This is a genomic window from Streptomyces sp. NPDC034099 (genome assembly GCF_055575415.1).
This window is the reverse complement of sequence record NZ_JBVISR010000021.1, coordinates 44,387-56,413: the sequence shown is the minus strand read 5'-3', so window position 1 is coordinate 56,413 and position 12,027 is coordinate 44,387. Positions and strand designations below refer to the sequence as shown.

Sequence of the window (12,027 nt, the reverse complement as noted above, 5' to 3'; positions counted from 1 at the left end):
GCGCCCGTGGAGGCCTCAGCCGTTACGTTCTCCCTTTGCGGCGGCGAGGCGCGGCCGAGCGGGGCGGCGTCGAGCGCATGTGGTCGCGCACCGGCGCCAGGAGGCCGGCGAGCGTCTGCACGTCGTCGCGCGAAAGCGGTTCGAACAGGAGGCCGCTGACCACCTCGACGTGCCCCGGCAGCACCTTCGCCAGCAGCTCGCGCCCGGTATCGGTGATGGTGACCGTGACGCTCCGCTCGTCGTCCGGCGAGGGAGCGCGGACGACCAAGCCGTCCTTCTCGAGGAGACCGACCTGGTACGTCAGGCCGCTGCGGCTGTAGACGACACCGTCGGCCAGGTCGGTCATGCGGTGGCTGCCGGTCGGCGAGTCCCCGAGGCGAGCCAGGAGCTGGAACTGCACATAGCTGAGATCGCCGGTTTCGCGCAGCTGCTGCTCGACCGCATGCCGGAGCAGGCTCGTCACCTCGATGAGGTCGAAGTAGGCGCCGAGCTGCACAGGGTCGAGCGAGGGCGGTGAATCAGGCATGAACGGAGTCTACTGCTTCGAATTCGAAGTGTGGGGCGCGCCGCCGTTCCGGCCCGCACCTACGCGGACAGGGCCCCACTCTGTTCCGCCCTGCGGTGGCGTGCGCTCAGGCGGGAACCGGACTCGCGGCGGGCGGCGCGGCGCAGCAGCGGGACGGCGAGGAGGAAGCCGAGGACGGTCCAGGCGGTGAGGACCAGGGCGACCATCGGCAGCTCCCAGGAGCCTGCCGCCTCGGCGGTGCGCGCCGCGTCCGGCAGCAGCGCCGAACGCAGGCCCTGCGCCATCCACTTGAGCGGGAAGACCGAGGCCACCTGCTGGACCGGCACGGGCAGTGAGGTGATCGGGAACACCGTCCCGGAGGTGACCAGCAACCCCATCACCGGCAGCATGATGAGCGCCAGCGCCTCGCGCGGGTTGGGCAGTACGGCGCCGATCGCCGCGCCCAGCGGTACGACGGCGAGCAGCCCGAGCGTGGTGACCCACAGCAGGGTCAGCCAGCCGGCCGGCCCGTGCGGCAGCGGCCCGTCCACGAGCACGGCCGCCGTCAGCAGGAGCAGGGCCAGGGTGCCCAGCGCGGTGACGACCACCAGCACGCACTTGGCGACGAGGTACGCCCGTATCCCGCCCGGGGTGGCGCGCAGCCGCAGCAGGGCGCCCTCCTCGCGCTCGGTCACGAGGATCTGCGGAAGGTTGACCAGCCCGATCTGGAACAGCAGGTAGGCGGCGAAGCCGGCCAGCACCAGGTGGGCCATCGGCGTCTGGGTGCCCGGCACCTCGTCGCCGACGAAGGCGGCGACGGCCAGCGCGACGACCACGTTGGTCAGATGCCCGAACAGCTCCTTCGGATGGCGCAGCAGCTGGCGCAGTTCGATTCCGCCGCGTTGGAGTCCGGCACGCCAGTGCCCCGTCATGGGTGTTCCCTTCGTTCCCCTCATGCGGCCCGCGTCTCCCCCTCCGGGCCATCGCCCGCTCGGTGCACCATGTGCAGGTAGGTGTCCTCCAGCGTCGGGCGGCGGACCTCCAGGCCGGGGATCGGCCCGTCCGCGTCCCGGTGGAGTTCCCAGACCAGCTTCGACGGGTCCGCGGTGCGTTCGCGCCGAGGCGTCCCGTCGTCGGCCGTCCAGCGCACCTCGGCCTCGGCAGCGGCCCGCCGGGCCAGGTCGGCCGGGGTGCCGCAGGCGCGGATACGGCCGCCGACCAGCATCGCGATCCGGTCGGCGAGCCGCTCCGCCTCCACCAGGTCATGGGTGGTGAGCAGCACGGTGACGCTCTCGTCGCGGGCCAGCCGCTCGACCAGGAGGTGGAACTCGTGCCGCGCCTCGGGGTCGAAGCCGGTGGTCGGCTCGTCGAGGAAGAGCAGCTCGGGGCGGCCGATGATGCCGAGCGCGACGTCCAGCCGCCGGCGCTGACCGCCGGAGAGCCGGTTCACCTGCCGCCCGGCCTGCTCGTCGAGGCCGACCAGCGCCAGCAGTTCGGCCGGGTCGCGCGGGTCGGGGTAGTACGTCGCGAAGTGCGTGAGCAGTTCGGCGACCCGCCAGCGGGGATGGTCGCGCCAGGACTGCAGGACCAGTCCGATCCGGCCGCGCCAGCCGTCGGAACCCCGCTCCGGGTCGGCGCCGAGGACGCGGACGTCACCGGCGGAGCGCCGCCGGAAGCCCTCCAGGATCTCGACGGTGGTGGTCTTCCCGGCGCCGTTGGGCCCCAGCAGGGCGAAGACCTCGCCGCGGTGGATGTCCAGGTCCACGCCGCGCAGGACGTCGACACCGCCGTACGTCATCGTCACGTCGCGCGCCTCGACGACGGCCCGTTCGGACGTGTGCGGGCGCGTCACCGTACGGCCTCCGTCGGATGCTGCCGTGCCGGTGCCGGTGTGCCGGCGCCCTCGACGATCGCCCGGAGCGCCGCGACGTGTCCTTCGAACGCGCCGCGCCCCCGGTCCGTCAGCCGCACGTTCGTGCGCCGCTTGCGGCCGCCACCCACCTTGCGCAGCTCCAGGTATCCGGCCTCTTCCAGGGTGTGGAGCTGCTTCGAGAGCGCGGAGTCGCTGAGCGAGAGGCTGTCGCGCACGAAGGCGAAATCGGCCCATTCGGTGGCGGCGAGCAGCGCGACCACCGACAGCCGGGTGGCGGGATGGATCAGTTCGTCGAAGCCGGCGGGAACGCTCACCTGCCCGCCCCCTCGCCGGCCGGCCGGCCCTCTCGGCCTCGCAGGGAGCTCATCGACCATCGGGTCAACGGCCCGACGAACAGGACGAACACCGACGCCGAGACCGTGGCCTGGACCAACGCGCCCGTCATCGGCTCCAGAGGCTCGACCAGCCGGCCCGACAGCACGATCGTCCCGCCGGTCACCACCGCTCCCGAGAGGAAGCTCGCGAGCATCCGCCAGTCGCAGCGGGAGTGATGCAGGCGGACCCGGCTCCTGCGACTGTAGGTCCGGGCCAGCGCGCCCAGCACCACGAGATATCCGGCGAGCGCCAGCCAGACACCCCACTTGGGCAGCTCCAGACCGGTGACGACCAGGAAGACCCACATGATCGAGGCCGTCGCCCAGGTCGCGCCGGGCCCGCCGGACGCCGACCGCTCGACCTCGTCGTACACCCGCTCCTGCGGCACCCGAATGCGCTGCAGGTCCCTCCATGCCTGTTCCGCGTCGACCGGTGTGCTCACGGTCACCGCCTCCCCGTGTGTTGTTGCGTCGTGCTGGACTTTCCTACCGGGAAAGTTACCCTTGGCTTTCCTGGCAGGCAAGTCGTACTTGCGTGTGCGGGGCCCGACGGCGGAAGACGGAAGAGGATCCATGCGCGAAGACCTGCTCATCGTCGAGGACCTGATGCTGCTGATGTTCGACGACAGATCGGGCACGGTCGCGGGGGCCGGCACGCTGTACTACACCCTGGGCGGCGCCGTGCTCGTCGAACTCGCCCAGTCCGGCCGTGTCAGGGTCGACGAGGCGGACAACGGGCTGAACGGCCTGCGGGTGCACGCCGTCGAAGGTGAGCCGCCGTCCGATCCCGTCCTGCGGGCAGCAACCGAGAAGGTCGCCGAACGCGTGCGTGGCGTACAGACCCTCCTCATCGAGCTCGGCACCGGACTGCGGCTGCGCGAGACCGTGTTCGACCGCCTCGTGGAGCGGGGCATGCTGCGCCGCGAGAGCAGGCGCAGGCTGGGCGTCCTCCGGACGACGGTCATGCGCCCCGCCGACACCGGGCACAAGGAGGCCCTGGTGGAACGCGTGCGCGCGGTCCTCGTCGACGGGGCGGAGCCGGACGGCCGTACGGCGGCGCTGGCCGGCCTGCTCTCCGCGAGCGGCACCCTGCCGAGCCTGCACCGGGTGATCCCGTGGTCCGGCGCCGTCTACCGGCGCGGAAAGCAGTTCGAGCAGTCCAGTTGGGGCGCCGAAGCGGTGAACACCGCGGTACTCCGAACCGTCGCGGCCGTCACCGCGTCAGCCGGGACCACCGCCGCCGCCACGAGCTGAGCCCCCGCAGGCGACCCTCGCGAGCGCCGCCGCGTCATGGCCGAAGGCGGTTCCCCACGCGTGTCACTGGGGCGTCTCGACGCCTTGGTCAGGCGTGATCGCGGCGCGGAGGAGGAACGCGATGAGCAGGGCGACAGCGATCAGGAGGCCGCTTGTCCACAGGGGGCCGCGGTCCCCGGCCGCGGTGGTGAGGGTGGTCGCGGCGGCGAGGGGGCCTACGGCGGCGCCGGCGTTGAGGGCCGCGGTCGCGTAGGAGCCGGCCATGGTGGGGGCTCCTCCGGCCTCGTAGAGGACCCGGGTGATCAGCGTGCTGCCCAACGCGAACGACAGCGCGCCCTGCGCGAACACGAGGAGGAACAGGGCGGCCGGCTCGTCGGCCAGCAGGGCCAGGGCCGGCCAGCCGAGGAGCAGCAGCGGACCGCCGACCGTGACGACCAGGCCGGGGCGCCGGTCGGAGAGCCGCCCGGCAACGGTGACGCCGACGAAGGAGCCGGCACCGAAGAGCACCAGGACGACGGAGATCCACAACTCGTCCAGCCCTGCGGTGTCGGTCACCACGGGGGCGAGGAAGGTGAAGCTCGCGAACGTCGCCGCGTTCACCAGCGCGCCGAGCAGCATCACCAGGGTCAATCGCGGCCTGGTGAGCTGGGCGAGCTCCGTTCGCAAGGCGGGTCCGTCAGTCGTTTCGATCCGCACGCGGTGCGCGGGGAGTCCGGCGAGGACGCCGATGGCGGCGGGCAGGCAGAGGGCGGCCACGGCCCAGAAGGTGGCCCGCCAGCCGAGCAGCGCGCCGAGTACCGATCCGCCGGGGACACCGGCGACCGTGGCCAGCGTCGTGCCCGACAGCAGTACGGCCAGCGCACGCCCCTTCCTGTCGGGCCGGACCAGAGCGGCGGCAGCCGTCAGAGCGACGGCGAGGAACCCTGCGTTCGCGAGCGCGGCGACGACCCGGGTCGTGAACAGGACCGGGAAGCTGGCGGTGGTGGCGCCCACGGCGTGAGCCGCGGCGAAGGCGAGGATGAACCCCAGAAGGCTGGAGCGCCTGGGCCAAGCGCGGGCAAGCGCGGCAACCAGGGGGGCGCCGACGACCATGCCGACCGCGAAGGCCGAGGTGAGCGTGCCTGCCGTCCCGACGGTGACGTCGAGGTCCGAGGCGATGTCCGGCAAGAGACCGGCGAGCATGAACTCCGAGGTGCCCATGGCGAAGACGGCCAGGGCAAGCAGGTACAGCGGGAAAGGCATCGAGTGGCTCCGAGGTGAGGAGAGGCACGAGGAGGTCTTCTCGTCACCGCGGTCGGCCCCCAGGGGCACTCGTCCCACCGCGGAATGCGGCGCGACGGCAGGGCTGTGCGCTCAGTGGTTCAGGGGGCTGACGGCGTGACCGAAAGCCCCCACCTCGTCCGACTCAGGACTCGACATGGCCCGCACGCTACCCGACCGGGGCCCGCCGAGGCACCTCGGTTCCGCCTGGACGACCGGTGGGCGGCCAGGGCGCGTCGTCCTGGCCGATGTCCGAGTCAGGTGAGCCCGGCCGCCGCGAGACCCAAGGCGGTGCGCAGAGTGGCTGCGAGGTCGGCTTGGGCGGGCGTGGGGCCGGAGTCCGGTTCAGCCGATCGGTAGGCGTGGTGTTCGACGGCTGCGCGCAGTGCGGCGTTGAGCATGGCGGCCCAGACGGCAGGCCGTACGTCGTCGTCGGGCAGCCCGGCGCGCTCGGCGAGGGCGCGCGCGAAGGCGGGTTCCGCTTCGTCGCGGGTCCGCAGCCAGACCGCGCGCAGGCCCGGTTCGGTGCGGGTCAGCCGGAGCAGGGCACCGACGTCCGGTCCGGTCAGTTCCTCGTCGTTGGTCCACACGTGGTCGAAGGCCTCCTGGAGGGGCCTGCCGGGACGCCACTCCCGCAGCGCGGCGGCGATCATGTCGATGCCGGTCGAGAACAGCGGCCGTACGCAGCTCTCCTTGGTCGGGAAGTACCGCCAGACCGTCCGCGCCGAGACGCCGACCGCCTGCCCGATCTGCTCGCCCGTGGTCGCGGCGACGCCCTGGGCGGTGAACAGGCCGACCGCGGCGCGAGCGATCTCCAGCCGGATGGCGGCCTTGCGTTCGTCGGTCAGCGGCGGTCGCCCCGTCCGTCCACGGGCTGCGGTCATCTGGCCCTCCGGCGCCGGTGATCGGTGTCGTGGGCATTCTGCCCCACGACTTTATGTCACTGCGAGACATAAACTTGTAGAGTGCCGGCACGGTGTGGCAGCACTCCGCCGCGCCGGCGATTCTTCGAACGGAGCAGTTGATGACCACGGGCCTGAACGGACGCAGTGTGATCGTCACCGGAGCGGGATCTGGCATCGGCCGCGCGGCCGCGCTGGCCTTCGCCGCCCAGGGCGACCGCGTCGTGGTGGCGGACCTCAATGCCGAAGGTGCTGCGGCGACCGTCGAGGAGATCGAGCGGTCGGGCGGCACCGCGGTGGCCGTCACGGGGGACCTGAGCGAGCAGGCCGTCGTCGACCGGGTGGCCGCCACGGCCGTGGAGCGGTTCGGCGGCGTGCACGTCCTGGTGAACAACGCGGGAATCATGGACAGCATGTCGGCGCCGGCCGACGTGAGTGACGCCGAATGGGAGCGGGTCATCAGGGTCAACCTCACGGCACCCTTCCTGCTCGCCCGCGCCGTACTGCCGCACATGCTGGCCGCGGGCCGCGGCGCCATCGTGAACACCGCCTCCGAGGCCGCCCTGCGCGGCAGCGCGGCGGGCGCCGCCTACACGGCGTCCAAGCACGGTGTGGTGGGACTGACGAAGTCGCTGGCGGTGATGTACCGCAAGGACGGTATCCGCGCCAACGCCGTCTGCCCGGGCGGCACCGCGACCGCCATCGCGGTGGAGGCCGACCGGACGGCACACGGCCCGGCGGCGCTCGGTCCGCACTTCGTCAATCTCGGCCGGGTGTCGCAGCCGGAGGAACAGGCGGCGGCCATCCTGTTCCTCGCCTCGGACGCCGCGAGCAATGTCAACGGAGCGATCCTGCCCGTCGACGACGGCTGGTCCGCGGTCTGATACGGCACCGACCTCCCACGAAGCCGACAGCAGCCGGAACTTACCCCCGCGAAGGTGTCCTGGGGATCAGGATGTCGTCCATGGACTCCTCGCGCCACCGCTTGAGGAGTTCATGGAAGGCGACGGCGCCGTGCGGGTAGGCGGTGGGGCCGTTCGGCCTGCCGCGTCCCTCGGCGTTGTAGTAGCCGGGGGTGCATTCGGCGTGGAACCAGGCCTGGTCGGGGGCGTGTTCGGCCAGGGCGGCGATCCATGCCTCCTCGGCTTCGCGGGACGGTTCGATGACGGCGCCCTGGGCCTCTGCGGCCGAGATGAGCGCCGCGCCGTGGACGGCGTGCTCGTCCAGTACGTGGGTGTAGTTGACGCTGCTGGCGCTCTGCACCCCGCCGAGCTGGATCAGGTTGGGGAAGCCGTTGCTGGTGAATCCGTGCACTGTGCGCGGGCCACGCTCGGCCCACGCGTCCCGCAGTCGGACGCCGCCGCGGCCCCGCACGGGGAGCCGGCCCGAGTGGACGCCGGAGACGCCCACGGAGAAGCCGGTGGCGAAGACGAGGCAGTCGAGGGGGTACTCGGTGCCGCCGACCACGACACCGCGCTCGGTCATCCGCTCGATGCCATGGGTGTCCGCCGTGTCGACGAGGGTGACGTTGTCCCGGTTGAACGCCTGGAGGTACAGGTCGGAGAAGGTCGGGCGCTTGCAGGCGTACCGGTACCAGGGCTTGAGCCGGTCCGCCGTGTCCGGGTCGGTGACGACGTCGTCGACGCGGGCGCGGATCTGGTTCATCTTGGCGGCGTCCGCGACCTCGTAGGCCGCTTCGAACGCCGCCCGGTCGCCCTGCCGGCGAAAGCTCGGCAGCAGCTTCTCCAGGAGACCGGCCGCCGCGGTCCACTGGTCCGCGACGAGGTCGTCCTCCGCGGCCTCCCCCGAGACGATGCGCAGGAAGTTGTCGCGGCGCTCGGCGGCCCAGCCGGCACGGTCGGCGCCGACGTCCCTCGCGCTGGTGCGGCGGTTGCCGCGCACGTCCACGGTGGACGGAGTCCGCTGGAAGACGTAGAGATGTCCGGCGTCCTCGGCCAGTTTCGGAACGACCTGGATGCCGGTGGCACCGGTCCCCACCACGCCCACACGCTTGTCCGCGAGGCCGGTCAGACCGCCCTCCGGGCCGCCGCCGGTGTAGGCGTAGTCCCAGCGCGAGGTGTGGAAGGTGTGGCCCTCGAACCGCTCGATGCCGGGGATGCCCGGCAGTTTCAGCTCCGACAGGGTTCCGGTGGCCGTGACGACGTAGGTCGCCCGGAACTCGTCGTGCCGGTCGGTCTCGACGATCCACGCCCCGCTCGTGTCCTCCCAGGTGAGCGAGGTGACCGCGGTGGAGAACAGGGCGTCCGCGTAGAGGTCGAACTTCTCACCGATACGCACCGCGTGCCGGCGGATCTCCTCGCCGGGGGCGTACTTCCATTCCGGTACGTAGCCGGTCTCGTCGAGCATCGGCAGGTACACGTGCGCCTCGATGTCGCAGTGGATGCCGGGGTAGCGGTTCCAGTACCAGGTGCCCCCGAGGTCGCCGCCCTTCTCGATGACGCGGACGCGCGCGACGCCCTGCTGACGCAGCCGCGCCCCCGCGAGGATGCCGCCGAATCCGCCGCCGACGATCGCGACGTCCACCCGGTCCCGCACCGGCTCGCGCCCCTCCGTCTCCCCCGCGTAGGGGTCGGCGGCGTAGTAGCCGAACTCGGCGTCCGCGCCGAGGTACTGCCGGGTGCCGTCGGGGCGTACGCGTCGCTCCCGCTCGCGCCGGTACCGCTCCCTGAGTTCGGCGAGTGCCTCGGGAGTCAGCTCCTGTGAATGTGCCATGTGGGGGGACCCTGTTCCTTCCGCTTCACCGTCAGGAAGCCACGCGTCCGTGAACCGGGCCGGAACCGACGGGACTTGAGCAGCCATGCAGTACCGTAGCAAGACCCGGACAGTGTTGTCCGGTTGGCTGCAGGTTGCTTCCGCATACTTTCGGACAGGAAGAGTGATGCACATGCGACGCCTCCCGATCCGGCCCCTGGCCGGGGTCGTCACGCTCGCCGCGCTGGCCCTCGCGGGGTGCGGCACGCAGACCGCCGGTGCGCCGCTGGACCCGGGCGCCTCCGGAGGTGACCGGACCATCCGCGCGCAACAGGTCATGCGCTTGACGGAGGTGCACGAGCAGACCGGGACGACCCTGCTGGAAGGGCCGGTCTTCGACGAGGACGGCCAACTGCTCGTCGTCGACGTCACCGCGCCGGCGGGTGAGCCGAAGGTTCTGCGGGTGAATGTCCGGAAGAGGACGTCGGAGCCCGTCCACACGGACGCTCGCGGCACCTACACCTCGGCCCAGTTCAGCCCGTACGACGGACGGATCTACCTGACCGACTTCTCCCACGGAGACATCGTGAGTCTGGCCCCGGACGGTGGCGATCCGCGGACCTTCTTCTCCGGCGAGGTCGACGGATCACGGATGAACCCCGACGACCTCGCCTTCGACCGGGAGGGAAACCTGTACGTCAGCGACTCACGTGGCATGTCCGAGGGCGAGGCGAAGGGCCGAGTGGTGCGGATCGGCCGCGCGGGGAAGGAGGCCACCGTCCTGGCGGACGGCCTGGCGTCGCCGAACGGCATCTCCTTCGACGCGGACTACCGCGGGCTGTGGTTCAGCGAGTTGACGCAGAACCGCGTCTCCTACCTCCTCCTGGACGGCGAGGGCGGGGTGGCCTCACGGCACACCGCCATCCGGGTCGACGGCGGGATCGCCCAGACCGACTCGATCGCGGTGGACGCGGACGGCAATCTGTACCAAGGCCTGCACGGGCGCCCCGCGATGGCGGTCTACGACAAGTACGGTGAGCGCCTGGCCACCGTGACGGTCCCGGCCCGCGCCGCCCGCGGGCTCGAATCGGCGACCAACGTGGCCATCACGCCCGGCGGAACCAGGGCCTACATGACCGTGAGCGGGCCGGGCGGAGGCTGTCTCTACAGCTTCGACGCACTGGGCAAGGGCATCCGCCAGTCCAACGGCGGCTGACGCCTCCGCTTCGTCACTCCGCGAAGGGGCGCACCGGCCCCACCTCGACGCCGAGAAGCCGCCATGCCGCCCGTGCCCGGCGTTCCCGCTGCTCGCGGGTGGGCCCGGTGACGGCACCGGAGACCATGGCAACGGCGATCATGAGGTCGTCGTCCGCCGCGGCCAGCCGGTGACCGTCCGGCAGCTGCGCCCGCAGGGCACGCTCGACCCGCTCGGACAGGTCGTGCGCGTAGGAGGGGACACTGGAAGGGCTGCCCGCCCCGTCGGCGTGCAGCAGGCCGATGAACGCCGCCGACTCCGTCAGGTGCCAGGTCAGGACGCCGAGCATGCGTGGCAGGTCCGTGTCCTTTGCCGCAGCCGTCCGCTCCACCTCCCGGACGTTCTCCTCCAGCACCGCGGTCGCCACCGCCTCCCGGTCGGGAAAATGCCGGTACAGAACCCCCTGGCCGACCCCGGCGCGACGCGCGATGGCGGAGAGCGGGGCGTCCAGGCCGTACTCCGAGTAGATCGCCCGTGCGGCGGCGACCAGAGCCGCCCGGTTACGGGCCGCGGCCTTGCGCCCCTCGTTCGCAGGCCGCCGCTCCTCGGAAACACGGTGCTGCGTCACCCCGAGAGAGTACCCGGGCGGGGGGTGGCCGGAGCGACCCGAGTTCCGCCGATGAGTTTCCGGTCGTCGCGTGGTCTACCTCTCGACGAAGGGAGCGCACCATGCGCAAGGTCATTGTTTGCACGTTCCTGACGCTGGACGGCGTGATGCAGGCGCCGGGTGGTCCGGACGAGGATGCCGAGAGCGGCTTCCGGCACGGCGGCTGGCAGAAGCCGGTGGACGACGAGGAGGTCGGCACGGCCATCGCCGGCTGGTACGAGCACTCCGACGCGATGCTGCTCGGCCGCAAGACGTACGAGATCTTCGCGTCGTACTGGCCGACCGCCGATCCCGGCAACCCGTTCACCCACCGGATGAACAGCATGGACAAGTACGTGGCGTCCCGGACCCTGACGTCCGTCGAGTGGCAGAACTCCACCCTGCTGGAGGGCGACGTCGCCGATGCCGTACGCAAGCTCAAGACGACCGACGGCGGCGACATCAACGTCGTCGGCAGCGGCGACCTCGCCCAGACCCTCATGCGGCACGACCTCGTCGACGAGTACCGGCTGACCATCCACCCGGTGATCATCGGCACCGGCAAGCGGCTGTTCGCCGACGGTGCGGTCCCCACCGCGCTGGAGCCGGTCAGCGTCTCGACGACGAAGGGCGGCACGGTCGTCGGCGTCTACCGGCCGAACGGCCAGCCGAGCTACGACAGTTACTAGGCCTGTCTGACAGAGGTCCGGTCCGGCTCACCCGGTCAGGGTGAACACCCGCTCCGCCGTCCGGTGGGCGATCGCCGTGCGCTGGTCGTCGGTCAGCGGGGTGTTCCGCAGGAAGTCCAGGGCCGCCTTCGGGTCCTCGTACGGGTAGTCGACCGCGAACATCACGCGGTCCTCGCCCACCGCGCGCAAGGCCAGGCCCAGGACGCCCGGGTCGTCGATGCCGCTCGTGGTGAGCACGAAGTTGCGGCGGACGTACTCGCTCGGTGTCAGTGACAGCCGTGGCATCGGCGTCGCCGCGCCGGCCGTCGCGGCGGCGAACGCGTGCCGGTTGTCGATGCGCCGCAGCCAGTACGGCACGCCCTCGCCGAGATGGCCGAGGACGACGGTCAGCCCTGGATGACGGTCCAGCGTGCCGCTGAGGATGAGCCGCATGGCGTGCAGGCCGGCCTCGGCCTGGTAGCCCCAGATCGCCCCGAGCAGCCCATGAGGCAGGTAGGGGTCGAGCATGCTCGGCACCCGTGGGTGCAGATAGACCGGCGCCCCGCTCGCCTCGGCCGCCGCCAGCAGCGGGGCGAATCGCGGTTCGTCCAGGTAGTGCCCGCCGGGCCGTGCGGACC

Annotated in this window: 14 protein-coding genes; 4 read left to right on the top strand and 10 right to left on the bottom strand. The window is 71.8% G+C overall.

What is annotated here, in order from left to right; translation table 11 throughout:
- Positions 1 to 22 precede the first annotated feature (22 nt).
- The 5 genes from ACZ56V_RS36840 to ACZ56V_RS36820 are packed head-to-tail and all read right to left on the bottom strand — an operon-like array spanning position 23 to position 3,195.
- Complete coding sequence (locus tag ACZ56V_RS36840) at positions 23 to 526, bottom strand: MarR family winged helix-turn-helix transcriptional regulator (protein ID WP_356367678.1); 504 nt, start codon at positions 524 to 526, stop codon at positions 23 to 25.
- A gap of 59 nt (positions 527 to 585) precedes the next feature.
- Complete coding sequence (locus tag ACZ56V_RS36835) at positions 586 to 1,437, bottom strand: ABC transporter permease (protein WP_468947960.1); 852 nt, start codon at positions 1,435 to 1,437, stop codon at positions 586 to 588.
- Between the two features lie 20 nt (positions 1,438 to 1,457).
- Positions 1,458 to 2,303: an ABC transporter ATP-binding protein gene (locus ACZ56V_RS36830; protein ID WP_398909408.1), complete on the bottom strand. Its 846-nt coding sequence runs from the start codon at positions 2,301 to 2,303 to the stop codon at positions 1,458 to 1,460.
- A gap of 50 nt (positions 2,304 to 2,353) precedes the next feature.
- Entirely contained in the window at positions 2,354 to 2,692 is a 339-nt protein-coding gene (locus ACZ56V_RS36825; RefSeq protein WP_356367674.1) for a transcriptional regulator, read from the bottom strand.
- Complete coding sequence (locus ACZ56V_RS36820; RefSeq protein WP_467380345.1) at positions 2,689 to 3,195, bottom strand: hypothetical protein; 507 nt, start codon at positions 3,193 to 3,195, stop codon at positions 2,689 to 2,691. The genes ACZ56V_RS36825 and ACZ56V_RS36820 overlap by 4 nt, the downstream gene beginning before the upstream one ends.
- Before the next feature lie 130 nt (positions 3,196 to 3,325).
- Between ACZ56V_RS36820 and ACZ56V_RS36815 the strand changes: the two genes are divergently transcribed.
- Entirely contained in the window at positions 3,326 to 4,006 is a 681-nt protein-coding gene (locus ACZ56V_RS36815) for a GOLPH3/VPS74 family protein (RefSeq protein ID WP_398909078.1), read from the top strand.
- A gap of 63 nt (positions 4,007 to 4,069) precedes the next feature.
- On the opposite strand, the gene ACZ56V_RS36810 is transcribed toward ACZ56V_RS36815, so the two are convergent.
- Together ACZ56V_RS36810 and ACZ56V_RS36805 are read right to left on the bottom strand one after the other, a co-directional pair.
- Entirely contained in the window at positions 4,070 to 5,248 is a 1,179-nt protein-coding gene (locus tag ACZ56V_RS36810; RefSeq protein ID WP_467380342.1) for a Cmx/CmrA family chloramphenicol efflux MFS transporter, read from the bottom strand.
- A 275-nt stretch (positions 5,249 to 5,523) separates the two neighbouring features.
- The gene (locus tag ACZ56V_RS36805; RefSeq protein WP_398909074.1) at positions 5,524 to 6,150 is read right to left on the bottom strand and encodes a TetR/AcrR family transcriptional regulator; all 627 of its coding nucleotides are present in this window, start codon (positions 6,148 to 6,150) and stop codon (positions 5,524 to 5,526) included.
- 140 nt (positions 6,151 to 6,290) lie between these two features.
- Between ACZ56V_RS36805 and ACZ56V_RS36800 the strand changes: the two genes are divergently transcribed.
- Entirely contained in the window at positions 6,291 to 7,052 is a 762-nt protein-coding gene (locus ACZ56V_RS36800) for an SDR family NAD(P)-dependent oxidoreductase (RefSeq protein WP_468947957.1), read from the top strand.
- A 40-nt stretch (positions 7,053 to 7,092) separates the two neighbouring features.
- On the opposite strand, the gene ACZ56V_RS36795 is transcribed toward ACZ56V_RS36800, so the two are convergent.
- Positions 7,093 to 8,901: a flavin-containing monooxygenase gene (locus ACZ56V_RS36795; protein WP_468947955.1), complete on the bottom strand. Its 1,809-nt coding sequence runs from the start codon at positions 8,899 to 8,901 to the stop codon at positions 7,093 to 7,095.
- Between the two features lie 172 nt (positions 8,902 to 9,073).
- On the opposite strand from ACZ56V_RS36795, the gene ACZ56V_RS36790 reads away from it, so the two are divergent.
- Entirely contained in the window at positions 9,074 to 10,096 is a 1,023-nt protein-coding gene (locus ACZ56V_RS36790; RefSeq protein WP_467380338.1) for an SMP-30/gluconolactonase/LRE family protein, read from the top strand.
- 13 nt (positions 10,097 to 10,109) lie between these two features.
- Here the strand turns inward: ACZ56V_RS36790 and ACZ56V_RS36785 are convergent, their stop codons facing one another.
- A complete protein-coding gene (locus ACZ56V_RS36785; RefSeq protein ID WP_468947952.1) occupies positions 10,110 to 10,703 on the bottom strand; it encodes a TetR/AcrR family transcriptional regulator in 594 nt (197 codons plus the stop codon).
- A 101-nt stretch (positions 10,704 to 10,804) separates the two neighbouring features.
- On the opposite strand from ACZ56V_RS36785, the gene ACZ56V_RS36780 reads away from it, so the two are divergent.
- A complete protein-coding gene (locus ACZ56V_RS36780; RefSeq protein ID WP_468947951.1) occupies positions 10,805 to 11,410 on the top strand; it encodes a dihydrofolate reductase family protein in 606 nt (201 codons plus the stop codon).
- A 27-nt stretch (positions 11,411 to 11,437) separates the two neighbouring features.
- Here the strand turns inward: ACZ56V_RS36780 and ACZ56V_RS36775 are convergent, their stop codons facing one another.
- The gene (locus tag ACZ56V_RS36775) at positions 11,438 to 11,974 is read right to left on the bottom strand and encodes an amidohydrolase family protein (protein WP_468948004.1); all 537 of its coding nucleotides are present in this window, start codon (positions 11,972 to 11,974) and stop codon (positions 11,438 to 11,440) included.
- Positions 11,975 to 12,027: the final 53 nt, after the last annotated feature.

Excerpts from the sequence above, each read along its gene's own strand:
- ACZ56V_RS36780 (WP_468947951.1), top strand. The coding sequence starts at position 10,805 with ATGCGCAAGGTCATTGTTTGCACGTTCCTGACGCTGGACGGCGTGATG.
- ACZ56V_RS36795 (WP_468947955.1), bottom strand. The coding sequence starts at position 8,901 with ATGGCACATTCACAGGAGCTGACTCCCGAGGCACTCGCCGAACTCAGG.
- ACZ56V_RS36800 (WP_468947957.1), top strand. The coding sequence starts at position 6,291 with ATGACCACGGGCCTGAACGGACGCAGTGTGATCGTCACCGGAGCGGGA.
- ACZ56V_RS36830 (WP_398909408.1), bottom strand. The coding sequence starts at position 2,303 with ATGACGTACGGCGGTGTCGACGTCCTGCGCGGCGTGGACCTGGACATC.
- ACZ56V_RS36805 (WP_398909074.1), bottom strand. The coding sequence starts at position 6,150 with ATGACCGCAGCCCGTGGACGGACGGGGCGACCGCCGCTGACCGACGAA.
- ACZ56V_RS36815 (WP_398909078.1), top strand. The coding sequence starts at position 3,326 with ATGCGCGAAGACCTGCTCATCGTCGAGGACCTGATGCTGCTGATGTTC.
- ACZ56V_RS36840 (WP_356367678.1), bottom strand. The coding sequence starts at position 526 with ATGCCTGATTCACCGCCCTCGCTCGACCCTGTGCAGCTCGGCGCCTAC.
- ACZ56V_RS36790 (WP_467380338.1), top strand. The coding sequence starts at position 9,074 with ATGCGACGCCTCCCGATCCGGCCCCTGGCCGGGGTCGTCACGCTCGCC.
- ACZ56V_RS36810 (WP_467380342.1), bottom strand. The coding sequence starts at position 5,248 with ATGCCTTTCCCGCTGTACCTGCTTGCCCTGGCCGTCTTCGCCATGGGC.
- ACZ56V_RS36835 (WP_468947960.1), bottom strand. The coding sequence starts at position 1,437 with ATGACGGGGCACTGGCGTGCCGGACTCCAACGCGGCGGAATCGAACTG.